A 26,365-nucleotide genomic window follows, 5' to 3' on the forward strand; every position below is an offset into this window, starting at 1 on the left:
CTCCCACGGCCTTCGGATCCGAGCCATCGGAGGCCGCCCCCCTACGGCCGCCGTCCTCCGTCGCGACGAGGAGCAGCAGTCTTGCGCGAGTTCAGCCTTCCGGCCCTTTACGAGGTGCCGGCCGACGGCAACCTGACGGATCTCATCCGCCGCAACGCGGCCCAGCATCCCGAAGTCGCCGTCGTCGCTCGCAAGCAGGGAGGAGAGTGGGCCGACGTCAGCGCCGCCGACTTCCTGGCCGAAGTGCAGGCTGCCGCAAAGGGATTGATCGCATCCGGGGTCCAGCCCGGCGACCGCGTGGCCCTGATGTCCCGCACGCGCTACGAGTGGACGCTGTTCGACTTCGCGATCTGGAGCGCCGGCGCCGTCACCGTGCCGGTCTACGAGACGAGTTCGCCGGAGCAGATCGCCTGGATCCTCGGCGACTCGGGCTCCGTCGCGTGCCTCGTCGAGACCGCCGAGCACAGCCGCGCGGTGGAGTCCGTACGGGACCGGCTGCCCGCCCTGACCCGTGTCTGGCAGATCGAACCGCAGGCGGCCTCCGCCGGTTCGGCCAAGGCAGGTCCGGACGCCGTTGCTTCGGAAGCGGTCCGTTCGGGAGCGGTCGAGCAGCTCACGGCGGCCGGCGCCGACGTGGACGACGCGACCGTCGAGGCCCGCTCCTCCACCGCGCGCGCCGACTCCCCCGCGACCATCGTCTACACCTCCGGCACGACCGGCCGCCCGAAGGGCTGCGTGCTCACCCACCGCAGCTTCTTCGCCGAGTGCGGCAACGTCGTGGAGCGGCTGCGCCCCATGTTCCGCACGGGAGAGTCCTCCGTCCTGCTCTTCCTCCCCGTCGCCCACGTCTTCGGACGTCTCGTGCAGGTGGCGGCCGTCATGGCTCCGATCAAGCTCGGCCACGTCTCCGACGTGAAGGCGCTGACGGACGAACTGGCCGCGTTCCGGCCGACGATGATCCTCGGCGTGCCGCGCGTCTTCGAGAAGGTCTTCAACTCCGCGCGGGCGAAGGCCCGGGCGAGCGGCAAGGGCAAGATCTTCGACAAGGCCGCCGAGACCGCGACGGAATACAGCCGCGCCCTGGAGGACCCCTCGGGCCCCTCACTCCAACTGAAACTGCGCCACAAGCTGTTCGACATCCTCGTCTACAGCAAGCTGCGCGCGGTGCTCGGCGGTCTCGCCACCCACGCGATCTCGGGCGGCGCGCCCCTGGGCGAACGGCTCGGGCACTTCTACCGCGGCATCGGCTTCACCGTGCTGGAGGGTTACGGCCTCACGGAGTCCTGCGCCGCGACGGCCTTCAACCCCTACGACCGCCAGAAGATCGGCACGGTCGGCCAGCCGCTGCCCGGTTCAGTCGTGCGCATCGCGGACGACGGAGAGGTGATGCTGCACGGCGAACACCTCTTCACCGGCTACTGGAACAACGAGCAGGCCACCCAAGAGGCGCTGTCCGACGGCTGGTTCCACACCGGCGACCTGGGCACCCTCGACGCGGACGGCTATCTCGCCATCACCGGGCGGAAGAAGGAGATCCTGGTGACCGCGGGCGGCAAGAACATCGCACCGTCGGTCATCGAGGACGGCATCCGCGGGCACGCGCTCGTCGCCGAGTGCATGGTGGTCGGCGACGGCCGCCCCTTCGTCGGCGCGCTCCTGACCGTCGACGAGGAGTTCCTGCCGCGGTGGGCCGAGGAGCGGGGCAAGTCGGGGCTCGCGCACGAGCAACTGCTGCACGACGAGGAGCTGCTGGCCGAGCTCCAGCGCGCCGTCGACGACGGCAACGCCCTGGTCTCGCGCGCGGAGTCGGTGCGCAAGTTCCATGTGCTGAACACCCAGTTCACGGAGGAGTCCGGGCACATCACTCCCTCGCTGAAGCTCAAGCGGGGAGTGGTGGCGAAGGACTTCGCCGACGAGATCGACTCGCTGTACGTCTGAGTGGCCGGAGGCGGAGCGGGGGCCGCGGCCCGCAGAGCGGCCGGCCCCGCAGCCTCACGGCCCGTATCACAGAAGCGTCTTGAGCTGTTCCGCGAGCAGGTCCCAGCGCCAGCGTTCGAGGACCCACTCGCGGCCCTTCTTCCCCATGCGCGCGCGCAGTTCGGGATCATCCAGCAGCGCGCTGACCCGCTCGGCGGTCTGCTCGGGTGCTCCCCCCGGGCCTCGCGGCCCGGAGGTGCCCCCGGACACGACCCAGCCCGTCTCCCCCTCCAGGACGGCATCGGGTGCGCCGCCCGAGTCGCCCGCGACGACGGGCAGGCCTGTCGCCGAGGCCTCCAGGTAGACGATGCCGAGGCCCTCCACGTCCAGCCCGCCGCGGCGGGTGCGGCACGGCATCGCGAAGACGTCGCCCGCGCCGTAGTGCGCCGGGAGCTCCTCCCACGGGACGGCACCTGTGAAGCGCACGGAGCGCTCCACGCCCGTCGCCGCCGCCAGCTTCTCCAGGTCACGCCTGTAGGGGCCGCCGCCGACCACCAGCAGTACGGCGTCCGGATGTGCGGCCAGGATCCGCGGCATCGCCCGGATCAGGGTGTCCTGCCCCTTGCGCGGCACCAGCCGCGAGACGCACACCACCACCGGCCGGCCGCTCAGACCGAGCCGCTCGCGCACCGCGTCGCCGCCGGAGCCCGGGTGGAAGCTCTTCTCGTCGACGCCGGGCGGCAGTTGGACCATCCGGGCGGCCGCCTGCGGGCCGATGGCACGCGCGATCCTCGACCGCGTGTACTCGCCGAGATACGTGAGGGTGTCCGTGCCCGCGCCGATACGGCGCAACAGCTGCCTCGCAACGGGAAGTTGGGCCCAGGCGGCCTCGTGCCCGTGCGTGGTGGCCACAAGCCGCCGGGCCCCCGCACGCCGAAGCGCCGGCGCCATCAGGCCGAGCGGCGCCGCCGCACCGAACCACACCGATTCGCAGCGGTGTTCGCGCAGCAGCTCCACCGCACGCCGCGTCACGCGGGGCGTGGGCAGCAGCATCGTGCTGCGGTCGCGCACGACGGTGAACGGCTGCTGCGCGTCGAACCCGGCGGTCTCCTCCGCGCCCTCACGGGTCCGGTTGAAGGTGGAGGCGTAGACGACGACCCGGGAGGGTTCCAGACGCAGCGCCATGCTGTGCAGGAACGCCTGGATGCCGCCGGGCCGCGGCGGGAAGTCGTTGGTGACGATCAAGGTCTTGTGCATCGCGCCCCCGACAGTACCGTCCGGGTGACCGGCACCGCCCCGTCACCTGCCCTTCGTCACCACGGCCGGCGAGGACGGGCATGATGTCGCGGGCGGCGGGGCGAGCGAGCGGGGGGACAACCGACGGGGAGCCGGACCGGACCCGGCACGCAGAAGACGGCAAGGTGGGTATGACCGACAGCACAGCGGCGCCGGCACCGCGCGAGGCGGAGGCCGGAGCGCCGCGGGACGAGAGCGGCCGGCGCGGCACGAAGCGCGGCAGCCACAGGCGCCGCGGCTCCCGCCTCCGGTCCGCCGCACCCGTCGTCGCTGTCTGGGCGGTCACCCGCGCGGCACTGCTCCTGTGCGTCTTCAAGGTCGTCACTCTGCCCGGCCCGGACTTCACCAACGACGTGAACGTCATCTACCGGGGCTGGTACGAAGTGCTGAGGTCGGGGGTGTTCCCGGAGAACGACGTCACCTGGCAGTACCCGCCGGCGGCGGCGCTGGCGATCCTCTCCCCCGCGCTGCTGTCCTTCCTCGACTACGCCTCGGCCTTCTATCTGCTGGCTCTCGCCGCCGACGCCGTCACCTTCGGTCTGCTCCTGCGGACCTCGGCACGCCCCGGCAGGAGCCGCGCGGGCGTGTGGAGCTGGGTCGCGGGCGTGGCCCTGCTGGGACCGACCGCGTACGCGCGCTACGACCTGATGGTCACCGCCGTCGCCGTCGGGGCGCTGCTCGCCGGTGCCAGGCATCCCCGTGCGGCCGGAGCCCTCGCGGCGTTCGGCGCGCTGGTGAAGGTCTGGCCCGCGCTGCTGCTCCTCGGCACGCCCCGCGGACGGCGGACACGCACCGCGTGGACTGCCGCCCTGATCACGGGAGTTGCGGTGGCGGGTCTCTTCGCCGCGACGATGCCGGGGGCGTTCGCCTTCCTCGAGTTCCAGCAGGACAGGGGCACCGAGGTGGAGTCTCTGGGTGCTCTGGCCCTCCACGTGGCCCGTCAGTTCGGCTGGGAGGGGCAGGTCCTGCTCAACTACGGCTCGATGGAGTTCGTCGGCCCGTACGTGCACCTCGTCAGCGACGCCGCGCTGGTGCTGACGCTCTTCGCCTTCGCCTGGCTGCTGACGTGGCGGCTGCGGGCCGTGGAGTGGACGTCCTCGACCCCCGCGGACGCCGCGCTCACCGCGGTGCTCCTCTTCGTCACCACCAGCCGTGTCATCAGCCCCCAGTACATGATCTGGCTCGTGGGCGTCGCCGCCGTCTGCCTGACGCTGCGTGCAGGCTGTCAGGGGCTTCCCGCGGTGCTCGTGCTGGGAGCCACGGCGGTGACACTGCTGGAGTTCCCGCTCGGCTTCGCCCACGTCGTGGCCAGCGACTGGCTGGGCCTTGTACTGATGGCCGTGCGGAACGGCCTGCTCGTAGCGGCGTCGCTGCTTGCGTGCGTGCGGCTGTGGCGCTCGACGAGACCGGCCGTCGACGGGACGGCCGAGGACGTCACGACACCTCCTTCCGCACGTACGCGCGCCACCTCTCCGTGAATTCCTCCAAGCCGATCCCCAACTCGCTGCGCATGACCTCCTCGACAGCCGCGCCCTGGCTCTTCTGGGTCGAACCGAGCCGCAGATACAGACCGAACAGCTTGTCCTTGCCCCACTCGTCCGCGATGAGCCGGCACGCGAGCCAGCCGCTCTCGTAGGCACGTCCCAGTTCTTCCGGGTCACTGCCGAACCGGAAGTCGCGGTCCGAGGGGAGTTCGCGGGGCAGCTTCCCGGCTTCGGCCGCCCGTACGAGCTCCGCAGCGGCGTCCTCGGGCGTGCGGTCGGTCGCCTGGTAGCCGATCCAGTCGGCGATGCCCTCCGACAGCCACAGGGGCGTCGCACCGCTGGTGTGGGTGCGGCTGGCGACGTGGACCGTCTCGTGGGTGAGCACGACCTGCTGCCCGTCACCGCTCAGGTCCCCGTACGCCTCGGGGTTGACGACGATCCTGTCCGCGGCGGCCTTCGTCTGTTCCCCGGCCTCGCCGGTGGTGACAGCGGCGATGCCCTCGTAGGAGGTGGCGGGGGCGTCCAGCAGCCGGGCCATGTCCCGCAGCGACGGCGGGGCTTCGATGACGACGCGGTGCGGCCAGCTGCGCGGCCACTCCCGGTCCACCTGGGAGACCGCGGTGTCAGCCTTGCGGGCCAGTTCGTCGAGGTCTTCGCGGCTGCGGTCCGCGCCAAGCACCAGGCTGCGTTTCCCGCGTACCACGCCGACCTCGCCCTGCTCCCACAACTGCCGATCGCTGCCGGGGAGTTCGTCGCTGACGTACCACTTGCCCCCGCGCTTGGTGAACGCGAGTTTCTCGGTGACGGAGACGGGTGCCTGATCGTCGCCGCGAAGCTGGTAGCGCAGACGCACATCCGCCTGGAAGCGGCTCGGGCTCCCGCCCCCGCCGTCCTTCCCGGCCGGGCGCACGTTCCCGACGTGGTAGGACCACTGAGTCAGCGGCAGGCGGCGCAGATTCCCGAACACCTGCCGTTGCTCCGTGCGGAAGCCCTCCGCCCGCGGGTCGACGGCCGCCAAGTAGCGGCTCTCGCTGCCGTCGCGCACCGCATCGGCCTGCCGGTCCAGCAAACGCTGTGCCGAGGCACGTTCACGGCTGTCGCGGCTCGGCTCCGCGTCCGCACCGCAGCCGCTCACCCCCGCCAGCATCACGGCCGCCAGGGCCGTCCTCAGCGCGCGGCTGCCCGCGGCTCTTCCCGTCTCACACCGCTTCCCAGGTCCAAGCACGCGAACGATCGTACGGGCGCTCCGGGCCGCGCACTCACGGACGGGTGACGGAGGAGACCGGCATCATGTCCACCGGGTCGTAGCGCACGGGCGCTCCCGGGTGCGGGGCGTGCACCACCTGGCCGTTGCCGGCGTACATGCCGACGTGGCTGGCGTCGTCCCGGTAGACCACCAGATCGCCGGGGCGCGCCCGGCTCAGCGGCACCTGACGGCCCGCCGAACGCTGCGCCTGCGACGTACGGGGAAGGGACACACCGGCCCGCCCGTACGCCCACTGTGTGAGGCCTGAGCAGTCGAAGGAGGCGGGGCCCGCGGCGCCCCACACATACGGCCTGCCGACGGCCGAGCGCGCTGCGGCCAGCGCCGCCTGAGCGCGCTGGGAGGACGCCTTCCCGCCGTCCGGCAGGGCGGGCCCGCCGCGCTCGCCCGCGCGCGAGGCACGCTCCCGTTCTGCCCGTCCGGCCGCGGAGAGTTCCCGCATCAGCTTGCGCGCCTCTCCGAGCTTCTTCAGCACGGCCTGCTTGTGGCGCTTCCTCTCGGCCCGCTCCTGCTCCAGCAGACCGAGCTTCGCGCCCGCCTCGGAGCGCTGCTGCTTCAGGGAGCGGTGGGCGCTCTTGAACCGCAGCAGCTTGTCGTGCTGGCGGCTGCCGATGCGGTCGAGGGTGGCTGCCTTGTCGAGATAGCCGTCCGGGTCCTCGGTGAGCATCAGGGCGATCGACGGGTCGATGCCGCCGGAGCGGTACTGCGCACCGGCGAACGAAGCCAGCGCGGACCGGAGCCGGTTGACCCGCTCCTGCTTCCTGGCGGCGCTCTCCTGCGCGTACTCGACCTGCCGCTGAAGTTCACGGGCGCGCTCGGACGCGGCGTTGTACCTCTCGGTCGCCGCCTCGGCCTGCTCGTAGAGCTTGTCGATGCGGGAGCCGACCGCCCGGTCGCCCGCGGCTTCGGGATCGGACGGGCGGGCTCCCGCGGGTGCGGCAGGGGACAGTGCGGCTGCGGCCCCGGCCACTGCTGTCAGGACGACGAGACGGCCGGGCCAACTTCGGCCACGCTGGGCAGGTTTTCGGTGACTCCGGTGCGAGACCACTGCGGACGTGCTCCTTCCGTTACGGCGCGGCGAATCTAGCCGTACCGCCAGGAAGGTTCCACGCACCGCGCGCAGCGCGACAGCCCGGACATATGCGCGGACCCCGCCGATCGACGCAGGTCAACGGCGGGGTCAGGGATCATTCCGGGGTGTTCGCTTTCACCCGGACGAACGACGGCGCCCTATGGGTGAGATGACGCGCGTGTTGCCGGACTGGCCGGGTTCGCCGAGGAGTCCGCACGGTCTCCGGACGGCAGCGATCCGTCGCGGAAGCTCGGCCGAGGGGAAACCCGGCCGAGCGGAGCGGAAGCTCAGCCGATCCGCACGCCGAACTGGAACGGCATGTTGTTGATCGACTCGTAGCGCACACCGGCGCCCGGCTTCGGGGCGTGCAGGATCTGGCCGTTGCCCGCGTAGAAGGCGACGTGGTGCTGGTCGCCGTAGAAGATGACCAGGTCGCCCGGCGCGAGTTCGCCGCGGCCGATCTGCGTTCCGGCGCGCGCCTGGTCCTGGGAGATACGGGGAAGGGAGACGCCGGCCTGCTTGTAGGCCCACTGGGTGAGACCCGAGCAGTCGAAGGAGCTGGGGCCGGTCGCGCCCCACACGTACGGCGAACCGACCTTGCTCTTGGCTGCGGAGAGCGCGGCGGCGGCACGCTGCGAGGCGGAGGCGTCGCTGCCGAGGTCCACACGCGCGGCGGAGGCACGGTCGGCTCTCGCCTGCTCGGCGGCGAGACGCGCACGGTCCCCCGCGGTCAGCTTGTTGAGGAGCGAGCGGGCCTTGGAGAGCTTCGCCTGGATGTCCTTCTTCTTCTCGCCGAGCTCCTTGCGGGTGTCGGCGAGGTCCTCCAGCTTGTCCGAGGCCTCCTGGCGCTGCTGCGCCAGATCGCGCTGCTTCGTCTGGATCTTCTTCAGCGCCTCGGCCTGCTTGCTGCTCAACTGGTCGAGCGTGGAGGCCTTGTCGAGGTAGCTGTCCGGGTCCGAGGAGAGGAAGAGCTGCACGGACGGGTCCACGCCGCCGGTGCGGTACTGCGCGGTGGCCATCGAACCGAGGCCGTTGCGCATGTCGTTGAGGTCGTCCTGCCCGCGCGCCACGCTGTCCTGGAGGTTCCCGACCTCCTTCTCCAGCTTCTGCTGCTTCTCCTTGGCGCCGTTGTACTTCTCGGTTGCGCCTTCGGCCTCTTCGTAGAGCTTGTCGACCTTCTCCTTGACCTCCTTCTTGGAGGCCTTGGGTTCCGCTTGCGCACCCTGCGCGGTGAGGGCCACTGCCGCGGCGGCGGTTGCCGTGAGCACGGTCACACGGCGGGTACGGCTGGGCTGCTTGGGTCGACGGTGGGACGCCACTGGGGCGAGCTCCTTCTTCCTCAGCCGCCTGCCGGACTGGGGCTCCGGCTCCACTTCGCCATTGGGCGTGGCTCCGTGGAACGAGGCGGTCCCCCGCCGTCGCCCCGGATGGGCGGCCAAACTTGCGGAGGTTCGGGGCCAGACATTAGCCACGGGTAATCGTCGGATCAAATCACTCTCAGAAAAAACCCGTCACACAAGCAGATTCTTTACCTGACTCGCACTGGGAGCGATGAGAGCGTCACGCAGGGGTGCGAACGGGCGCCCGTGCCGCCCGGGTTGGGACCTCCCGTTCACCGCGCGCCCTGCGCATGCCCGCCGTTGCGCGAATCGGTGACGATGATGTGAGAAACGTGAAGCCGGAACCGTCCCGCGGTGGCCGTCGGCGCCGGGTTCGCGCAGGTCGTCCCTTGGAGCAAGGGTTGACAGATGCCTTTCCGGAGGCGTCGGTTCGAAGCTCGCTCCTGCCGCCGACTCCACGCGCGGGCGCCAGAAGCGCAGTTGGGACGCGCGGACCGGACGAGCCGGGAACGAACGCTCCGGAGCACCGGCCCGGCGCACCAGCCGGCGAGCGCCGTGGTGGACGAGTCAGCGGACACTGCACACAGCCTTCGGAGCCAGGCCGCCGATCAGCCGTGTGAACGACGCATCAGGTCGAGGCAACTAGCTCCGGCCCAGGCGGCGCAGCAGAAGCGCCGAGGAGACCGGCCGGGCTCCGGCCGCCGCACAGCCGTCCGCCACCTCGCGGTCCGAGGAGACGACCACCACCGCCCGCCCCGGGGGCTCCGCCCGTACGAGTTGCCGGATGAGCTCGTCGGCGGTCTCCCCGGGCTTGCTGAACAGGACCCGGACTCCCCGCGGCGGCGCCAGCAGCACGGGCGCGGCCAGTTCGGCCCCGTCGAAGACACAGGTGACCTCGGCGCCGGACTGGGCGGCCAGGCCCGCCAGTCCGCCCAGCAGCCGCAGCCGCTGCTTGTCCAGGGGCATCGTGGGATAACCGGTCTTGGTGACGTTGTAGCCGTCGACGACCAGATGCGACTGAGGAAGCGCGAGCAACTGGTCGAGAAGTTCCGGATCGGTCTCGGACAGAGCGCGCGCGGCGATGTCCCGCGGGGTCATACGGCCCGGCTCCACGGCGTCGACCGTATCCGCGGGCCGGCTCGTCGTGGGCGGAAGAGCCAGCTCGCGACGGAGGCCCTGCGCCGCCTCCAGCACGCTGTCCAGCAGCAGCCGCACCCGCATGTCCTGCACACTGCGGCCCTCGCGCGCCGCGCGGCGCCCGGCCTCGAGCGCGGACTCCGCTTCCGCGAGCCGGGTGCGCAGCCTGCGGCTCTCGCTCTCGGCCGCCGACTTCTCCGCGGCCGCCGAGGAGCGCAGCTCCTCCAGCTCGGCCCGCGCCTTCCGCGCGTCCGCCTCGCCGCGCTTCACATCGCTCTGGGCGCTGCGCAGCTTCCGCCGGGTCACCTCCAGGTCCTTGCGCACCGACTCCAGTTCCCCGCGGCCGCGTTCGGCCTCCGTGCGCGCCGCGGTGCGGGCCTCGGCCAGTTCGCCACGGAGCCTGGCCAGTTCACGCTGGGCCTCCTCGCCCGCGCGTTCGGCCTGTGCGCGCTGGGCCTCCTCGCCCGCCGCGGCGACGAGCTTGGGCCAGTCGACGGGACGCAGCACATACGCCACGGCCGCCACGTCCACCGGGTCGGCGGCCGGCGGCGGCGTGCCCGAGGTCAGCGCCTCGGCGAGTTCGGGGAAGCGCTCGCGCAGCTGCTCGGCGATCCGCTCGCGGAACGCGGGCTCGCTCTCCAGCGCGGCGGCGATCGCGTTCGCGCCGAACTTGATGCGGCGCTGCGGAGTGAAGCGTGCGTACTGGCGCAGCGGAGCGGGCAGTTCGGCGACGCTGAGGCCGCCCAGTGCGTCGCCCGTGAGGGACACCACCCTGTGGCGGACCTTCTCCGGCAGCGGCCTGTCGAACGGTTCGGCCTCATCGGGGCGCGGCGGACCGGCGGCCCGGGGCTCGCCTCCGGACCCGTCGGCGACGGGCCCTGTGCCCGGCTCCCGCTCGGGGCGCCCGGCGCCCGGTGCCGACGGCTCGCGCCCCGAGCCGTCGGCAGTCCCATCCACCACCGTTCACACCTGCCGTTTCTCAGACCTGGGCGCCCGGCCGGTCCACGAGTTCGACCTGGTCGGCGGCGTCGCACCACCGGCAGCGCACGGATTCGATGCTCTCACTGAGCACCTCCTGCTCCTCGATCTGCGGCTCCCCGGCCAGGTCCAGGTGGACGTACTCGACGACCCTGCTGGAGCGCGTCACGTCGAAGCGCGTCAGATTGCCGCAGAGCGTGCATCGCCACCGGGTTCCGGCCGTGGGCTTGGGGACCGTCATGTACTCGACCTCATTCCTTCGAGCGTTCGCGGGCATCGCAGCGGTGCGACCACGTGTACGCGGTAACCCGGCGAGAGCACAGCATCGCCTGGCGTAACCCTATGACCCTGCCACGCACCGTGCGTCCCGAGGAGCCTGCCCAGTGGCCGAATCATCATGAACCGCACCGTCCCGAAGATTCCCGTCGTGACCTGTGCCCTCATCGTCCTGTGCACCGTGATCTTCCTCACCGCTCCCGCCTCGGGCTTTCTGCCCGGCTACGGAACGGGCCCCGGCCTGCACCGCGCGCAGGCCGCCTACTTCAACCACTGGGGCGTGGTGCCCCGCACTCTGTGGAGCGGTGCGCTGCGGCCGTTCGTCACACCTGTGACCGCGCTCTTCCTGCACGCGGGCTGGCTGCACCTGCTGGGCAACCTGCTCTTTCTCCACGTCTTCGGCGGCCCGGTCGAGATGCGCATGGGCCACCTGCGCTTCGCTGTCTGCTACATGAGCGTCGGGTACACCGCCATGTTCTGCTACGCGGCGGCACACAGCCAGTCGGCGGAGCCCCTGGTCGGAGCGTCCGGCGCGGTCTCCGGCGTGCTGGGGGCGTTTCTCTACCTGCATCCGAAGGCGCGGGTCACGAGCCTCTTCCCCTTCCTGTACTTCCTGCCGCTTCGCTTCCCGGCGTGGGCGGCGCTGGTCTTCTGGCTCGCCCTGCAGTGGATCGCCGCCCGCTCGGACACCGACGGACCGGGCGTCGCCTACCTCGCCCATGTGGTCGGGTTCACCCTCGGCTTCCTCTACGCCTGGGCGCGTTACCGCCGTTTCCGTGCGGATACAGTGGGCACGCCCGCTCCGGCCACCCAGGGAGAGTCGACACCGTGATCACCTCGATCGTGCTCCTCAAGACCAGCCCCGAACGCATCCCCGAGATCGCCGAGCAGATCGCCGCGCTCGAGGGCGTCAGCGAGGTCTACTCGGTCACCGGTGCGCACGACCTGATCGCCATGGTGCGGGTGGCCAGGCACGACGACCTTGCGGACGTCATTCCCGGCCGGATCAGCAAGGTGCCGGGGGTGCTCTCCACGGAGACCCACATCGCCTTCCGCACCTACTCGCAGCACGATCTGGAATCGGCGTTCGCCATCGGCCTGGACGCCTGAGGGCGGCGGAGCCGGCCCGCCGGGGCCGGCCGGCGGACGCACCGGGGCCGGCCGGCGGACGCACCGGACCCGCTGGACGCGAAAGGACGCGCTGGACGCAACGGGCGTCCGGAGCTCCCGGCGCCTGTTCAGACGCCGGGGCAGGGGTCCGGGACGGCACTCAGGCGACGGGACCGAACCCGGCGGCGGGCTCCCGCAGGATTCCGGGTTCCGGGACGCAGCGTCCGTCCTCGGTGCGGTAGCTCAAGCGGGCCCCGTACCGGACCAGTTCGCCCACGGCCCGCACGAACCTCTCCACGTGCTCGTCCGGTGTCCCCGCCCCGATGCTCACCCGCACCGCGTTCAGTGACGGTCCCCCGGCCGCACCGCACCCACCGGAGTCCTCGCTCCCGGAGCCCAGCAGCGCACGCACCAGCGGGTGCGCGCAGAACAGGCCGTCGCGCACGCCGATGCCGTACTCGGCGGAGAGCGCGGCAGCCAGGTGGGAGCTGTTCCAGCCCTCGACGACGAACGAGACGACACCGACCCTGCGCTCCGCCTCGGCCGCGGCGCAGTCCCCTGCGCCGGTACCCGCGCCGACGCCCTCGCCGTCCGTGCCGAAGAGCGAAAGCACCTTCACTCCCGGGACGTCCGACAGGCCCGACAGCAGCCTCGCCGTCAACTTCCCCTCGCGCGCGGCCAGTTCCGCGAACCCCGCGGCCGTGAGCGCATCGCAGGCGGAGGCGACGGCGCAGGCGCCGATCACGTTCGGCGACCCGGCCTCGTGGCGGGCCGCCCCCGTCTGCCACTCCACTTCGACGCCGCCGTCCGCCTCCCGCGCCACCCGGCGGCTGGCCCCGCCTCCGGCCAGGTAGGGCTCGGCGGCGTTCAGCCAGTCGGTGCGTCCCGCCAGCACACCGGCGCCGAACGGCGCGTACAGCTTGTGCCCCGAGAACGCCACCCAGTCGACGTCCAGTTCACCGATGTGCACGGGGCGGTGCGGCACGAGCTGAGCCGCGTCCAGCACGATGCGGGCCCCGTACCGGTGCGCCACGGCCGCCAGCCGGCGTACGGGCCAGATCTCGCCCGTGACGTTGGACGCGCCCGTCACGCACACCAGCTTCGGGCCCCCGGGCGCCGAGGCGAGGGCACGCTCCAGCGTCCGGACGGCGCGGCCCGGCGAACGCGGTGCGTCCAGGAAGACGGTCCGGGTGCCGGTTCCGCGCCACGGGAGGAGGGAGGCGTGGTGCTCCGTCTCGAAGACGAAGACGCTTGTGCCCTCGGGCAGCGCCGAGGCCAGGAGGTTGAGCGAATCCGTGGTGGAGCGGGTGAAGACGACCTCGTCCGCGGGGCGGCAGCCGAGGAAGCGCGCCACCGTGGCACGGCTGCGCTCGAAGAGGGCGGTGGAGTGCTGGGAGAGGTGTCCGGCGCCACGGTGCACGCTGCCGTAGTAGGGGGCGAACGCCGCGACGTCCTCCCACACACTGCGCAGCACGGGTGCGCTCGCGGCGTAGTCCAGTGCGGCGTAAGGGAGTTCACCGCCCGTGGCGAGCGGCGCGGGCACGTCCAGGCCGAGCACCGGCAGGGGCGCGGAGGCCGGGACGGAGCCGGAGGCGGGCTGCCGAACCGGCCGGCGGGACGGCGCGGGACGGTCGGTGGCGGACGCGACGAGCACGCTCATGCGATGTCTCCCTCGAATACCGGGGACCCCTGGCCATGGAGCCTCCCCGCCGACGCGAGGGAAGAGGGATCCGTGCTTGCCGCACGACCCTGCTGTCGTACGGCCCGGTCATCACCCGGGGCACCCCACCACGGAGGAGGGTTGCCGGACAGCGGGCCGGGGCCTTGATCGCTGTCGCTCGTGACCTGGCGGGAAGTATGGCACAACGTGCCGCCGGCTCCGCCCCGCTGTCCGGATCCCGGACACGTCCGGGATCCACCCCGGCCGGAGCCTCAGGGGGAGCGGAGACGGCGGCACCTCGGTGTCACATGTGACTGGCCGTCACCCAGCGGTCCAGCGCGGCCCGCGCGGCGCCGCTGTCGACCGACTCGGCCGCCCTGTCCATCGCCGCACGGATCTGCTCCGCCAGCGGAGCGTCCCCCGGCTCCAGAGCGACGAGCGCCGCCGCGGAGTTGAGCAGCACGGCATCCCGCACGGGGCCCCGCTCGCCGTCCAGCAGGGCGCGGGCCACATCGGCGTTGTACGCGGCGTCGGCGCCGCGCAGCGCCTCCACGGGCACGATCTCCACCCCGACGTCGCGCGGGTCGAACGACTCCTGGCGCACCTCTCCGTCACGCACCACCCACACCGTCGAGGTGGAGGTGGTCGTCAGTTCGTCCAGTCCGTCGTCTCCGCGGAAGACCAGGGCCGACGAACCGCGTTCTGCCAGCACACCCGCCATGATGGGCGCCATGCGGGGATTGGCGACCCCTGTCGCCTGCGCTTCCACGCGTGCCGGATTCGTCAGCGGACCGAGGAAGTTGAACGAGGTGGGGATGCCCAACTCGCCCCGCGCGTTGGCGACATGCCGCAGCGACGGATGGAACTTCACGGCGAAGCAGAAGGTGATCCCGGCCTCCGTGGCCACCTCGGCCACCCGCTGCGGGCTCAACTCCAGGTTCACGCCCAGCTTTTCCAGCACGTCACTCGCGCCGCTCGCGCTGGAGGCGGCGCGGTTGCCGTGCTTGACGACCTTCGCCCCGCATCCGGCGACGACGATGGCGGACATCGTGGAGATGTTGACCGTACGGGCCCTGTCGCCGCCCGTACCGACGATGTCGACCGTCGGTCCTGGCACCTCGATCACGTTGGCGTGCGCGTACATCGCCTGCACGAGGCCCGAGATCTCCCCGACCGTCTCGCCCTTGGCCCGAAGCGCCACCGCGAAGCCGGCGATCTGCGCGTCGGTGGCCTCGCCGCTCATGATGTTGTCCATCGCCCACGCGGTCGTGCCGGCGCTGAGATCCTCGCCGGCCAGCAGTGACGTCAGTACGTCCGGCCAGGTGTGGTGACCAGGGGTATCGCCCGGGCCGGAGGCTCCGGGGGCGGGAGAGCCGGCAGACGGAACGGCACTCATGATCCCTCCTGAGGTCATCGGGGTGCGGCTGGAACCCACGCGCTCGCGTTCCGGCCGTGGCACCGGGTGAGCCCGGCGACCGGCATGCGAGCAGAGCGTGGGGGACGGCCCGGCCTCGGGGCCCAGCCAGTCACCACCCTAGCGGCACACGGTCCCCGCCAGGACCTCCGTCCCGCGTGGGGCGGGGCGCCGGCGTGCTGCGTGCGGCCCCGGGCCCGGTGCGGACGCGGACAGAACGCGAGGGGCGGGGCTCCCCGTCGGGAAGCCCCGCCCCTCGTCCGTCGGCTGCGCGGTCCCGCCGGCAGGCGGTGCCGCGGCGGCTCAGTGGTGGCCGTGGCCGCTCGTGATCTCCTTGTACTCCTCGGCGGTCGGCTTGGGGATCTGCGCCTGCTCGCCGTAGTAGCCCTTCGAGAGCCGGGCGCGCAGCTTCTGCCCGCGGCCGACCTTCCGCTGGACGCCGTTCTCGTCCACCTCGGGCCCGGGTTCGTACGGCTTGTGCTGCTCGTGCGCGGTGAGGGTGTGCAGTTGCTCCTGCGAGAGCTGCTCGTGCACCTCGATGAACTCGCCGTGCGGGAGCCGCTTGATGATGCCGGACTCGCGCCCGTGCAGCACCTTCTCCCTGTCGCGGCGCTGGAGTCCCAGGCACGCGCGCCGGGTGACGACGAAGACGATCACCGGCACCACGAAGAAGGCGATCCGCACGAACCACGTGATCGCGTTGATCGACAGGTCGAAGTGCGTGGCGACGAGGTCGTTTCCGCCGCCGATCAGCATCACCGTGTACCAGGCCACCCAGGCCGCGCCGAACGCCGTGCGGGTCGGGGCGTTGCGGGGGCGGTCCGCGATGTGGTGTTCGCGTTTGTCGCCCGTCACCCACGACTCGATGAACGGATAGACGGCGATCGCAGCGAGCACCAGCGGGAAGATCATCAGCGGGATGAACACGCCCAGCACGAGCGTGTGGCCCCACAGATGGATCTCCCAGCCGGGCATGATGCGGATCAGGCCCTCGGAGAATCCCATGTACCAGTCGGGCTGGGCGTTGGTCGACACCTGGTCGGGCCGGTACGGGCCAAGCACCCAGATCGGGTTGACGGTAAAGGCCGCGGAAATGGCGGAGATGACGCCGAAGACGAGGAAGAAGAAGCCTCCGGCCTTTGCCATGTAGACCGGCAGCAGCGGCATGCCGACCACGTTCTTGTTCGTACGGCCGGGACCGGCGAACTGCGTGTGCTTGTGGTAGAAGACCAGGATCAGATGCGCCACGAGCAGGCCCAGCATGATCCCGGGCAGCAGCAGCACGTGGACCGAGAAGAACCGCGCGACGAAGTCGTGCCCCGGGAACTCTCCGCCGAAGAGGAACATCGACAGGTACGTGCCGACGATGGGCACGGAGAGGATCGCCCCCTCCATGAACCGCACGCCGGTGCCCGAGAGCAGGTCGTCCGGCAGGGAGTAGCCGGTGAAGCCGGTGAACATGCCCAGCACGAACAGCAGGAAGCCGAACAGCCAGTTGATCTCGCGCGGCTTGCGGAAGGCGCCGGTGAAGAAGACGCGCATCATGTGCACGAACATCGCGCCGAGGAAGATCAGCGCCGCCCAGTGGTGGATCTGCCGCACGAGCAGACCGCCTCGGACGTCGAAGCTGATGTCCAGGGTGGAGGCGAACGCCTCCGACATCCGCACACCCTGCATCGGCACGTAACTGCCGTGGTACTCCACCTCGTTCATCGACGGGTGGAAGAACAGCGTCAGGTACACGCCGGTCAGGATGATGATGATGAAGCTGTAGAGCGCGACCTCACCCAGCATGAAGGACCAGTGGTCCGGGAAGATCTTGCGCATGTTGGCCTTGGCCAGGGTGTAGATGCCCAGGCGGCCGTCGGCCCAGTCAGCGACCCGCTCGCCGGCGGGTGCCTTGCGCTTCGGGGCGGTGGTCTCGGTTGCTGTACTCATGCTCGACGCTCCCAGTAGGCCGGGCCCACGGGTTCTTCGAAGTCGCCCTGCGCCTCGAGGAATCCTTCGTTGTTGACGCTGATCTTCAGCTGCGGCAGCGCGTGGCCGGCCGGGCCGAAGATCACTCGCGCACCGTCGGCCATGTCGAAGGTCGACTGGTGGCACGGGCAGAGCACGTGGTGCGTCTGCTGCTCGTAGAGGCTGACGGGACAGCCGACGTGGGTGCAGATCTTGGAGTAGGCGACGATCCCCTCGTGGGACCAGTCCAGCTCCCGCTTGTCCTTGATGTCGTCGGGCTCGAGGCGCACGAGCATCAGGGCCGCCTTGGCGATCTCCTTCTGGAAGTCCTCGTCGTCCTCCTCCAGACCCTCGGGCATGGCGAAGGTCAGCGAGCCGACGGTGATGTCCTCGGGGCGGAGCGGCTCGTGGGTGTTCTCGTTGACCAGGAGCTTGCCCTTGGCCCACAGCGTGTGCTCCAGCTTGTCCTCGGGCAGCGGCCCGAGGTCACGCAGGAGCACGACACCGGAGAGCGGAACCAGGGTCAGCGCGCCGAACATGGTCTTGCGGATGAGCGAACGACGCCCGAGGCCGGACTCCTTGGCGCCCTGGGCGAAGTCGTCCATGACCTTCGCCCGGGTCTCGGGCTCGGCCGAGACGGGGTGCCGCTCGTCGATCAGTTCGTGGTCGGACATCAGGGTGCGCGCCCAGTGGACCGCGCCCGCGCCGATGCAGAACAGCGCGACGCCGAGCGTCATGCCCAGCGCGAAGTTCAGGGCGCCGATGTTCCCCGCCGGCCAGACGTAGATGTACTTGTCCACGGGGATCATCACGAAGCTCGCGATGAATCCCAGCGTGGCCAGCATCGACGTGGTGAACAGCATCGCCACGACGCGCTCGGAGCGCTTGGCGGCGCGCTCGTCGATGTCCTGGATCCGCGGCTCGTGCGGCGGCATGCCGGGGTCGGCGAACGGATCGTCCGCGACGGACACGGCGCCGTGACCGTTCTGCTGCTCGGTCGGCAGGTTCTTCTCAGACACGTTCTCGTGTGATCCAGTCTCGCTCATGACTTCCTGGCCTTTGCGGTCCGAGCTGCGACCCAGATGGCGACGAGGATGAGAACGCCGAGACCGAAGATCCAGGCGAACAGGCCCTCGACCACGGGGCCCAGACCGCCCAGCTTGTAGCCGCCCGGACGGTCGGTGTCCTTGCTGTTCACCGTCTTCAGGTAAGCGGCGATGTCCCGCTTGTCCTGCTCGGGCAAAACCTTGTCGGGGAAGGAAGGCATGTTCTGCGGGCCGGTCTGCATGGCCTCGTACACGTACTTGGGATCGACGTCCGTCAGACCCGGGGCGTACTTGCCGTCCGTCAGCGCCCCTCCCTCACCGGTGAAATTGTGGCACTGGGCGCAGTTCGTGCGGAAGAGCTGACCGCCGTTGGCGATGTCGGCACCGCTCGGGTCGTACTGGCTCTTGGTGGGAGTCACGGGACCGGAGCCCAGCGAGGCGATGTAGGCGGCGAGTTGGTCGGTCTCGTGCTGGCTGTAGACCTTCTTCTTCTTCGGCACCTGAGCGCCCGGCTGCTGCGCGGGCATGCGGCCGGTCCCGACCTGGAAGTCCACAGCGGCGGAGCCGACGCCCACCAGGCTGGGGCCGTCGCTGGTGCCTTGGCCGCCGGTTCCGTGGCAGCTGGAACAGCCCACGTCGTAGAGCTTCTTGCCCTCCTCGATGGCGAGGGACTGGCTCGACGACTGTTCGGCCTTCGCTTCACCTGCGGGAGCGAACGCGGCGTACAGCCCCCCGGTGACCGCCAGCGCGAGGATGAGAACGACGAGCGCCGCCAGCGGATGGCGCCGTCGTGCGGAGAGCTTTTTCACGGATTACCCCGGTGTCAGGATCTTCTGCGTCGATGCGTGTGCTTTGTGTCTCTCACTGCCCGGCGCACGCTCGCGCGCACCGGCGCCCGATCAGCTACTTGATCAGGTAGATCGTGGCGAAGAGGCCGATCCAGACGACATCGACGAAGTGCCAGTAGTAGGACACGACGATGGCTGCAGTGGCCTGCTGATGGGTGAAGCGCTTGGCCGCGTAGGTCCTGCCGAGCAGCAGCAGGAACGCGATCAGACCACCCGTGACGTGCAGGCCGTGGAAGCCGGTGGTCAGGTAGAACACCGAGCCGTAGGGATCCGAGGAGAGCGTGATGCCGTCCTTCTCCACCAGCTCCGTGTACTCGAAGACCTGGCCGCCGATGAAGACCGCGCCCATGACGAAGGTGATGATGAACCAGCCCCGAAGCTTCTTCACGTCACCGCGCTCGGCAGCGAAGACGCCGAGCTGACAGGTGAGAGAAGAGAGCACAAGGATCGTGGTGTTCACCGCCGAGAAGGGCACGTTCAGCGAGTCGGCGTGTTCCTTCCAGAAGTCCGCACCCGTCACGGACCGCAAGGTGAAGTACATCGCGAAGAGGGCCGCGAAGAACATCAACTCGGAACTCAGCCAGATGATCGTTCCGACGCTGGTGAGGTTCGGCCGGTTGACCGACGGGTGCGCGTGCCCGGTTTCTACTGCTGTTGCTGTCGCCACGCCGACATTATGTCGGTCGCCCACAAGGCCCTTACTCCCGGGGTGCCGTTCGGTGTGTCCGGACAGTGTGTCCAGCTCAAACAAGCCTCTCTCCCGGGCATGCGAAGCGGTGTTGAGCGGCCCGGCGAGGGAGTAACATCCGCGCAGCGGCTCCTTGCCGCAACGTGATCACGAGCGAGACGTCCCGCGGAGGAACGATGCAGCCGACCGCCACGGTGCTGGTCTACAGCGACAACACCGACACCCGCGAGCAGGTGCGGCTCGCCGCCGGCCGCCGTCCCGCCGCGGACGTGCCGGCCGTGGAGTACGTGGAGTGCGCGACGCTCCCCGCGGTCCTATCGACGCTGGAGAAGCACCGCATCGACGTGTGCATCCTCGACGGGGAGACGGCACCGGCGGGCGGCATGGGCGTGTGCCGCCAGATCAAGGACGAGATCTTCGACTGCCCCCCTGTGCTACTGCTGATCGGGCGCCCGCAGGACGCCTGGCTGGCGTCCTGGAGCCGCGCGGAGGCCGCTGTCTCGCATCCGATCGACCCTGTCGCCCTCGCGGGCGCCCTGGCGGGGCTTCTCCGGGAGAGCGACGGGGCCTCTGCGCAGGTGCAGCCTCTCTGATCCCCCCTGGACGGTGATCGTCCGGGCCCCGTGACGGCCCGGACGGGTCAGACCTGCGGGCGCAGCCTGTTCGCTCCGCCCTCGGCACCGGCGTCGCGGCCCTTGTCGCCGCGGTGCAGTGCGCTGCCCTTCTTCCACTTCTCCCAGGACAGGTTCCAGTCGCCGAAGCCGTTCTCGAAGGGCGCCATGTCCTCGCCGTCGGAGTTGACGTACTTCACCGGGACTCCGTTGCGCACGTTGTCGAAGAACCACTTGGCGTTGGCCGTGCTCATGCCGGTGCAGCCGTGGCTGCTGTTGGAGACGCCGTGCGAGCCGCTGGACCACGGCGCGGCGTGCACGTACTCACCGCTCCAGGTGAGCCGTGAGGCCCAGTGGACGCCCAGGTCGTAGGATTCGCCACCGCCGATGCCGACGCTGCTGCTCCGCATCCGTACGAAAGACTCCCGGCCCAGGATCACCTTGGTGCCGTTGCGGGTCTCGAAGCCGGCCTTGCCGGTGGTGATCGGGATCTCCTTGACGACCTTGCCGTTCTTGCTGAACTTCATCGACAGGCCGGAGGCGTCCGCGAGCGCCTCCACCCGGTCGCCGGTCTTCAGCTTGACGGGCTTCGCCTTGTCGCCGTACAGCCCTTCGCGCACCTTCAGGCCCTTCAGGCGTGCGCTGACACTGATGGTGGAGTGCGCGGGCCAGTACTCCTTCGGGCGGTAGTGCAGCTTCTTGTCGTCGACCCAGTGCCAGGCGCCCTGGACGTGCGGGGAGGACTTCACGATGAGCGCGCCCTCCACGAGCTTGCGCTGCTTGGCGCCCTTGACCTTGTGGCTCAGCTCGGCGGTGACGGGCTGGCCGACGCCGTAGGTGCCGCTGTCGGGTCCGAAGGTGACGCCGAGCCGCTTGGCGTGTGCCGGCTTGGTCTGAAAGGTCATCGTCCGGCGTCCCTGCTCGCCGGCAGCGTTCTCGGTGCTGATGCGGACGGTGTAGCGGACGCCCGCCGCGAGGCCGGCGGTGCTCCGCCAGCGCTTGCCGTCCTCCGAGAGCTTGCCGCTGAGGAAACGTCCCGCGGTGTCCACGGCGGTGACGTCGGTTATTCGCCCTTCGTCGCCCGTGGCGGTCACTTCGAGGGGCTTGGAGGGGTCCACGACCGCCCCCTCCTCGCCCGCGCTGACGGATATCTGGTTGCTGGCGTCGTACGGGGCCCCGGCGAGGGGATTCCCGCCGCTGCCGACACTGCACGAGGCAAGTCCGGCAGCCATCGGTACGAGTGTGAGGGCACAGCCGGCCGAGATCCGGCGCTTCGTCCTGTTCGAAGAGTGATTCATAGGCCCAAGGTAGGAACTGTCACCATTCAGGGCCTCTTGGGCGCATGCAAACGGGTCGGCGCCCGGTGATCACCGGGCGCCGACCCGTTTGCAGACTGCCTATGCCTGGAGCCTCACTGGGTGCGATTCTCGCCGTGGTAGTACTCGAAGACCCAGCCGAAGAGCCCGACGAACAGCAGCGGCGCCGAGACGAAAACCAGCCACCATCCGAAGGCGACGCCCAGGAATCCGAAGGCCGCGCCGAGCCCGAGGGCGAGCGGCTGCCAGCTGTGCGGGCTGAAGAACCCGAGCTCGCCGGCGTCGTCGGCGACCTCGGCCTCCTTGTTGTCCTGCGCGCCGACATCCACACGGCGGGCGGTGAAGGCGAGGTAGTAGCCGATCATCACCGCCAGGCCGAAGGCGAGGAACAGTCCGGTCGTACCGACCGGCTCCTTCGACCAGGCGCCGTAGACGATCGCCGCGGCGAGCAGGAAGACGGCCAGGCCGAGGAACATCTTGCCCTGGATCTTCACTTCGAGTCCTCCTTACCGCCGACGAGCGTCCGCTCGGCGGCCTGCTGCTCGCCGAGCTGGTCGAGAGCCGCGACCTCGGGGTAGTGCAGATCGAACGCCGGCGACTCGGAACGGATGCGGGGCAGCTGGAGGAAGTTGTGCCGCGGGGGCGGGCAGCTCGTCGCCCATTCGAGGGAACGGCCGTAGCCCCAGGGGTCGTCGGCCTCGACCTTCTTGCCGTACTTGGCCGTCTTCCAGATGTTGTAGAGGAACGGCAGGACCGACAGCCCCAGCACGAACGAGCTGATCGTCGAGACCGTGTTCAGGGCGGTGAAGCCGTCCGCGGCCAGATAGTCGGCGTAGCGGCGCGGCATGCCCTCGGCACCCAGCCAGTGCTGGACGAGGAAGGTGCCGTGGAAGCCCGTGAACAGGGTCCAGAAGGTGATCTTGCCGAGCCGCTCGTCGAGGATCTTCCCGGTGAACTTCGGCCACCAGAAGTGGAATCCGGCGAACATCGCGAAGACGACCGTTCCGAACACGACGTAGTGGAAGTGCGCCACCACGAAGTAGGAGTCGGAGACGTGGAAGTCCATCGGCGGCGCGGCCAGGATGACGCCGGTCAGACCGCCGAAGAGGAAGGTGACCAGGAAGCCGATCGACCACAGCATCGGCGTCTCGAACGACAGCGAGCCCTTCCACATCGTGCCGATCCAGTTGAAGAACTTCACGCCCGTCGGCACCGCGATCAGGAACGTCATGAAGGCGAAGAAGGGAAGCAGCACTCCGCCCGTGACGTACATGTGGTGCGCCCAGACCGTCACCGAGAGGCCGGCGATGGCGATCGTCGCGCCGATGAGGCTGATGTACCCGAACATCGGCTTGCGGCTGAAGACCGGGACGATCTCGGAGATGATGCCGAAGAACGGCAACGCGATGATGTACACCTCTGGATGCCCGAAGAACCAGAACAGGTGCTGCCACAACAACGCCCCGCCGTTGGAGGCGTCGAAGACATGCGCCCCGAACTTCCGGTCCGCCTCCAGCGCGAAGAGCGCCGCAGCCAGCACCGGGAAGGCCAGCAGCACCAGCACGCCGGTGAGCAGCACGTTCCAGGTGAAGATCGGCATCCGGAACATCGTCATGCCGGGTGCGCGCATGCAGATGATCGTGGTGATGAAGTTGACGGAACCGAGAATGGTGCCGAAGCCGGACAGCGCCAGGCCCATGATCCACAGGTCGGCGCCGATGCCCGGCGAGCGGACCGCGTCGGAGAGCGGCGAGTAGGCGAACCAGCCGAAGTCCGCGGCGCCGGACGGCGTGAGGAAACCGCCGACGGCGATGAGCGAACCGAAGAGGTACAGCCAGTACGCCAGCATGTTCAGCCGCGGGAAGGCCACATCGGGAGCACCGATCTGCAGCGGCATGATCCAGTTCGCGAAACCGGCGAACAGCGGGGTGGCGAACATCAGCAGCATGATCGTGCCGTGCATGGTGAACGCCTGGTTGAACTGCTCGCTCGACATGACCTGTATGCCGGGCCGGGCGAGTTCGGCGCGCATGAACAGCGCCATGACGCCGCCGATGAGGAAGAAGGCGAAGGACGTGACGAAGTACAGCGTCCCGATCTTCTTGTGGTCCGTCGTGGTGGCCCAGTCGACGATCATGGCGCCGGGCGTCTTCTGCCGTACGGGCGGTGCTGCCTCGGCCGTCGCGGCGGCACCCTTGGGTTCGTTGAGGATGCTCACGGGTTATTCGTCTCCGCATTCCTGGCGTCGCCGGTGGTGGCGGTGCCCGACGGGATGTAGCCGGTCTGGCCCTTCTCGGCCAGGTCCTTCAGATGCTTCTGGTAACGCTCCGGGGACACGACCTTCACGTTGAAGAGCATCCGGGAGTGGTCGACGCCGCAGAGTTCGGCGCACTTGCCCAGGTAGGTGCCCTCCTTGGAGGGGGTCACCTCGAAGCGGTTGACGTGGCCGGGGATGACGTCCTGCTTCATGAGGAACGGCACCGGCCAGAACGAGTGGATGACGTCGCGGGAGGTGAGGATGAACTGCACCGTCTCGCCCTTCGGCAGCCACAGCGTCGGCCCGGGGTTGTTCGTCTGCGGGTTGCGCTCGGCGGGTGTGCCGACGGTGTAGACACCTTCGGCACCCTTGGGGAAGGCCGTCCTCATCCGGTCCGGGATGGCGGAGAGTTCCTTGTCGCCGGTGTTCGAGGTGGAGGCCTCGCCGTCGACGTCCTCGATGTAGTTGAAACCCCAACTCCACTGGAAACCCACCACGTTGATCACGTGATCGGGCTTCTTCGTGGTCGCGAGGAGCTTGGTCTCGTCCCGCGCGGTGAAGTAGAAGAGCACCGCGACGATGATGATGGGGACCACCGTGTACAGCGCCTCGATCGGCATGTTGTACCGGGTCTGCGCGGGAACCTCGACCTTGGTCCTGGAGCGCCTGTGGAAGAGGACGCTCCACAGGATGAGTCCCCACACCAGAACGCCCACCGCGAGCGCTGCCGCCCACGAGCCCTGCCAGAGGGAGAGAATCCGCGGAGCCTCGTCCGTGACCGGGGTGGGCATGCCGAGGCGGGGAAAGTCCTTGTATGTGCAACCGGTAGCGGTCGCCAGGACCAGGCCCGCGGCGAACGCCTGCTGCAGCTTCCGCCGCATCGGGCGCCGCGACATGGGGGTACCGCCCACGCCCTTCGGGCGGTGGGGGAGGTCGGAGCCGTTGGGACTCACGTAGCGCCTTCCCGAGAGTCTCGCCCGCCCATACCGGCTCGGCCGTTGCTGGTCGGGCGCGGCCCCTGGCGCGGGCAGGGGTTTGATGTTTATGCGGGGCAAACCTTACTGGACCGATCTCGGGGCCTCGCCGGGAGGGTCCCCAACGCGCCGCGGGCCTCTCAACAGGCGCCCTGCCGCGGCTGGTCGGGCGCCGCCGTCCCCGTACGGCGGCGGCGCGTTAGCGTTCCCACGTGCCCTACTTCGATGCCGCGTCCTCCGTGCCCCTGCACCCCGTCGCCCGAGAGGCGCTGATCGCCTCGCTCGACGAGGGGTGGGCGGACCCCGCGCGCCTGCACCGCGAAGGACGGCGGGCGCGGATGCTGCTGGACGCCGCACGCGAGACGGCCGCCGAGGTGGTCGGGTGCCGTCCGGACGAGCTGGCTTTCACCTCTTCGGGTACGCGTGCCCTGCACACCGGCATCGCCGGAGCGCTGACGGGGCGCCGCCGGGCGGGCCGCCGGCTGGTCGTCTCGGCCGTCGAGCACTCCGCGGTGCTGCACGCGGCCGCCGCGCACGAGGCCACGGGCGGCTCCGTGACCGAGGTGCCCGTCGACCGTACGGGGCGGGTCGACGCGGCGGACTTCGCCGCCGCGCTCGGCGGGGACACGGCACTGGCCTGTCTGCAGTCCGCCAACCACGAGGTGGGCACCGAGCAGCCCGTGACCGAGGTGGCCGAGGCGTGCGCGGTCTCCGGCGTCCCGCTCCTCGTCGACGCCGCGCAGTCGCTTGCGTGGGGCCGGGCCGGCGAGGGCTGGTCGCTGCTGACGGGCAGCGCGCACAAGTGGGGCGGGCCGTCCGGTGTGGGACTGCTGGCCGTCCGCAAGGGCGTGCGCTTCGCGGCGCCGCCGCCCGTGGACGAGCGGGAGGCGGGGCGCTCCGCGGGGTTCGAGAACATCCCGGCGATCGTGGCCGCGGCGGCCTCCTTGCGCGCCGTACGTGCCGAGGCGGAAGCCGCGTCGGACCGGCTGCGCGGACTGATCGACAGGGTGCGTGCGCGGGTGCCGGAACTGGTCCCGGACGTCGAGATCGCCGGCGATCCCGTGCGGCGCCTGCCGAACGTGGTGACGTTCTCCTGCCTGTACGTGGACGGGGAGGCCCTGCTGCACGCCCTGGACCGGCTGGCGTTCTCGGTCTCCTCGGGCTCGTCGTGCACGTCCAGCACGCTGACCCCGAGCCATGTGCTGCGCGCGATGGGAGTGCTCTCGGAGGGCAACGTCCGCCTGTCGCTGCCGCCCGTCCCGGGGCCGTCGGCGGAGGAGGACGTGGAGCGCTTCCTGGAGGTGCTCCCGCAAGCGGTACGTGAGGTGCGCGGCCAGCTGGGCGCGCCGGGCCGGCCGCCGGCGGAGCGGGAGGAACAGGACGAGCGGGAGGAGCCGCGGGACGGGGCGGAGGACCGGGACGGGGCGGAGGACGAGGGGGAGCCGGAGGGAGGGCCGTCCGCGTCGTCCGCCGGGCCGCCCTCCGACGTGACGGTGGACGCTCTGGGGTCGCTCTGCCCGCTGCCGGTGATCGAACTCGCGAAGGCGATCGGCGGCGTGCCGGTGGGCGGTGTGATCTCCGTCCTCGCGGACGACGAGGCCGCCCGGGTCGACATCCCCGCGTGGTGCGAGATGCGCGGCCAGGAGTATCTGGGCGCCGACGGCACCGAGTTCAGGGTGCGCAGGCTCAGCTGAACCCCCGACCGGCCGACCGCCCGACCG

22 protein-coding genes and 1 riboswitch are annotated in these 26,365 nt (G+C 70.3%); of the genes, 6 read left to right on the top strand and 16 right to left on the bottom strand.

Annotated elements, in window-relative coordinates; all coding sequences use genetic code 11:
* Positions 1-81: 81 nt before the first annotated feature.
* The gene (locus H180DRAFT_RS09520; protein WP_055485533.1) at positions 82-1,938 is read left to right on the top strand and encodes an AMP-dependent synthetase/ligase; all 1,857 of its coding nucleotides are present in this window, start codon (positions 82-84) and stop codon (positions 1,936-1,938) included.
* 66 nt (positions 1,939-2,004) lie between these two features.
* On the opposite strand, the gene H180DRAFT_RS09525 is transcribed toward H180DRAFT_RS09520, so the two are convergent.
* A complete protein-coding gene (locus tag H180DRAFT_RS09525; protein ID WP_055485534.1) occupies positions 2,005-3,174 on the bottom strand; it encodes a glycosyltransferase family 4 protein in 1,170 nt (389 codons plus the stop codon).
* Between the two features lie 170 nt (positions 3,175-3,344).
* Between H180DRAFT_RS09525 and H180DRAFT_RS09530 the strand changes: the two genes are divergently transcribed.
* Positions 3,345-4,691: a glycosyltransferase family 87 protein gene (locus H180DRAFT_RS09530; protein WP_079099966.1), complete on the top strand. Its 1,347-nt coding sequence runs from the start codon at positions 3,345-3,347 to the stop codon at positions 4,689-4,691.
* Here the strand turns inward: H180DRAFT_RS09530 and H180DRAFT_RS09535 are convergent.
* The 5 genes from H180DRAFT_RS09535 to H180DRAFT_RS09555 all read right to left on the bottom strand — a co-directional run bounded on the left by H180DRAFT_RS09535 (position 4,648) and on the right by H180DRAFT_RS09555 (position 10,729).
* Positions 4,648-5,922, bottom strand: coding sequence for a hypothetical protein (locus H180DRAFT_RS09535; RefSeq protein ID WP_055485535.1), 1,275 nt, complete (start codon positions 5,920-5,922; stop codon positions 4,648-4,650). The genes H180DRAFT_RS09530 and H180DRAFT_RS09535 overlap by 44 nt on opposite strands.
* A 34-nt stretch (positions 5,923-5,956) precedes the next feature.
* Positions 5,957-6,940 carry a C40 family peptidase gene (locus H180DRAFT_RS09540; RefSeq protein ID WP_055485649.1) on the bottom strand — a complete coding sequence of 328 codons (984 nt, stop codon included), beginning with the start codon at positions 6,938-6,940 and terminating at the stop codon, positions 5,957-5,959.
* A gap of 380 nt (positions 6,941-7,320) precedes the next feature.
* Positions 7,321-8,352, bottom strand: a complete 1,032-nt coding sequence (locus H180DRAFT_RS09545; RefSeq protein ID WP_055485650.1) for a C40 family peptidase — start codon at positions 8,350-8,352, stop codon at positions 7,321-7,323.
* A 663-nt stretch (positions 8,353-9,015) separates the two neighbouring features.
* Complete coding sequence (locus tag H180DRAFT_RS09550; RefSeq protein WP_055485651.1) at positions 9,016-10,305, bottom strand: NYN domain-containing protein; 1,290 nt, start codon at positions 10,303-10,305, stop codon at positions 9,016-9,018.
* Between the two features lie 184 nt (positions 10,306-10,489).
* Complete coding sequence (locus tag H180DRAFT_RS09555; protein ID WP_055485536.1) at positions 10,490-10,729, bottom strand: hypothetical protein; 240 nt, start codon at positions 10,727-10,729, stop codon at positions 10,490-10,492.
* A 156-nt stretch (positions 10,730-10,885) separates the two neighbouring features.
* Between H180DRAFT_RS09555 and H180DRAFT_RS09560 the strand changes: the two genes are divergently transcribed.
* Both H180DRAFT_RS09560 and H180DRAFT_RS09565 read left to right on the top strand, forming a co-directional pair.
* Positions 10,886-11,596 (top strand): rhomboid family intramembrane serine protease, encoded by a 711-nt coding sequence (locus H180DRAFT_RS09560; protein WP_079099968.1) that lies wholly within the window; start codon positions 10,886-10,888, stop codon positions 11,594-11,596.
* The gene (locus tag H180DRAFT_RS09565; protein ID WP_028435764.1) at positions 11,593-11,874 is read left to right on the top strand and encodes an Lrp/AsnC family transcriptional regulator; all 282 of its coding nucleotides are present in this window, start codon (positions 11,593-11,595) and stop codon (positions 11,872-11,874) included. The genes H180DRAFT_RS09560 and H180DRAFT_RS09565 overlap by 4 nt, the downstream gene beginning before the upstream one ends.
* A 160-nt stretch (positions 11,875-12,034) precedes the next feature.
* Here H180DRAFT_RS09565 and H180DRAFT_RS09570 read toward each other — a convergent pair whose 3' ends face one another.
* From H180DRAFT_RS09570 to H180DRAFT_RS09595, 6 genes are all read right to left on the bottom strand, one after another.
* Entirely contained in the window at positions 12,035-13,534 is a 1,500-nt protein-coding gene (locus H180DRAFT_RS09570; protein ID WP_079099969.1) for an aminotransferase class V-fold PLP-dependent enzyme, read from the bottom strand.
* Positions 13,535-13,601: 67 nt separating this feature from the next.
* Positions 13,602-13,720: riboswitch (SAM riboswitch) on the bottom strand.
* A gap of 118 nt (positions 13,721-13,838) precedes the next feature.
* Positions 13,839-14,930: an anthranilate phosphoribosyltransferase gene (trpD, locus tag H180DRAFT_RS09575; RefSeq protein WP_055485537.1), complete on the bottom strand. Its 1,092-nt coding sequence runs from the start codon at positions 14,928-14,930 to the stop codon at positions 13,839-13,841.
* A 321-nt stretch (positions 14,931-15,251) separates the two neighbouring features.
* Positions 15,252-16,886 (bottom strand): cytochrome bc1 complex cytochrome b subunit, encoded by a 1,635-nt coding sequence (locus tag H180DRAFT_RS09580; RefSeq protein WP_055485538.1) that lies wholly within the window; start codon positions 16,884-16,886, stop codon positions 15,252-15,254.
* A complete protein-coding gene (locus H180DRAFT_RS09585; RefSeq protein WP_055485539.1) occupies positions 16,883-17,950 on the bottom strand; it encodes a cytochrome bc1 complex Rieske iron-sulfur subunit in 1,068 nt (355 codons plus the stop codon). Before H180DRAFT_RS09585 ends, H180DRAFT_RS09580 begins: the two co-directional genes overlap by 4 nt.
* A complete protein-coding gene (locus H180DRAFT_RS09590) occupies positions 17,947-18,759 on the bottom strand; it encodes a cytochrome bc1 complex diheme cytochrome c subunit (protein ID WP_055485540.1) in 813 nt (270 codons plus the stop codon). Before H180DRAFT_RS09590 ends, H180DRAFT_RS09585 begins: the two co-directional genes overlap by 4 nt.
* Positions 18,760-18,853: 94 nt before the next feature.
* A complete protein-coding gene (locus tag H180DRAFT_RS09595) occupies positions 18,854-19,465 on the bottom strand; it encodes an aa3-type cytochrome oxidase subunit III (RefSeq protein ID WP_055485541.1) in 612 nt (203 codons plus the stop codon).
* A gap of 197 nt (positions 19,466-19,662) precedes the next feature.
* Here H180DRAFT_RS09595 and H180DRAFT_RS09600 point away from each other — a divergent pair, with 197 nt between their 5' ends.
* Positions 19,663-20,079: a hypothetical protein gene (locus tag H180DRAFT_RS09600; RefSeq protein WP_055485654.1), complete on the top strand. Its 417-nt coding sequence runs from the start codon at positions 19,663-19,665 to the stop codon at positions 20,077-20,079.
* A gap of 47 nt (positions 20,080-20,126) precedes the next feature.
* Here H180DRAFT_RS09600 and H180DRAFT_RS09605 read toward each other — a convergent pair whose 3' ends face one another.
* The 4 genes from H180DRAFT_RS09605 to coxB form a co-directional block, all read right to left on the bottom strand.
* Positions 20,127-21,395, bottom strand: a complete 1,269-nt coding sequence (locus H180DRAFT_RS09605) for a L,D-transpeptidase (protein ID WP_055485542.1) — start codon at positions 21,393-21,395, stop codon at positions 20,127-20,129.
* A gap of 113 nt (positions 21,396-21,508) precedes the next feature.
* Entirely contained in the window at positions 21,509-21,907 is a 399-nt protein-coding gene (locus H180DRAFT_RS09610) for a cytochrome c oxidase subunit 4 (RefSeq protein ID WP_055485543.1), read from the bottom strand.
* Positions 21,904-23,631: an aa3-type cytochrome oxidase subunit I gene (gene ctaD, locus H180DRAFT_RS09615; protein WP_055485544.1), complete on the bottom strand. Its 1,728-nt coding sequence runs from the start codon at positions 23,629-23,631 to the stop codon at positions 21,904-21,906. The genes H180DRAFT_RS09610 and ctaD overlap by 4 nt, the downstream gene beginning before the upstream one ends.
* Complete coding sequence (gene coxB / locus H180DRAFT_RS09620) at positions 23,628-24,566, bottom strand: aa3-type cytochrome oxidase subunit II (RefSeq protein ID WP_055485655.1); 939 nt, start codon at positions 24,564-24,566, stop codon at positions 23,628-23,630. The genes ctaD and coxB overlap by 4 nt, the downstream gene beginning before the upstream one ends.
* 290 nt (positions 24,567-24,856) lie before the next feature.
* Here coxB and H180DRAFT_RS09625 point away from each other — a divergent pair, with 290 nt between their 5' ends.
* A complete protein-coding gene (locus H180DRAFT_RS09625) occupies positions 24,857-26,338 on the top strand; it encodes a cysteine desulfurase/sulfurtransferase TusA family protein (RefSeq protein WP_055485545.1) in 1,482 nt (493 codons plus the stop codon).
* The last annotated feature ends 27 nt before the right edge of the window (positions 26,339-26,365 follow it).

Source organism: Streptomyces sp. WMMB 322 (assembly GCF_900090145.1).
In the GTDB taxonomy this organism is placed as follows: domain Bacteria; phylum Actinomycetota; class Actinomycetes; order Streptomycetales; family Streptomycetaceae; genus Streptomyces.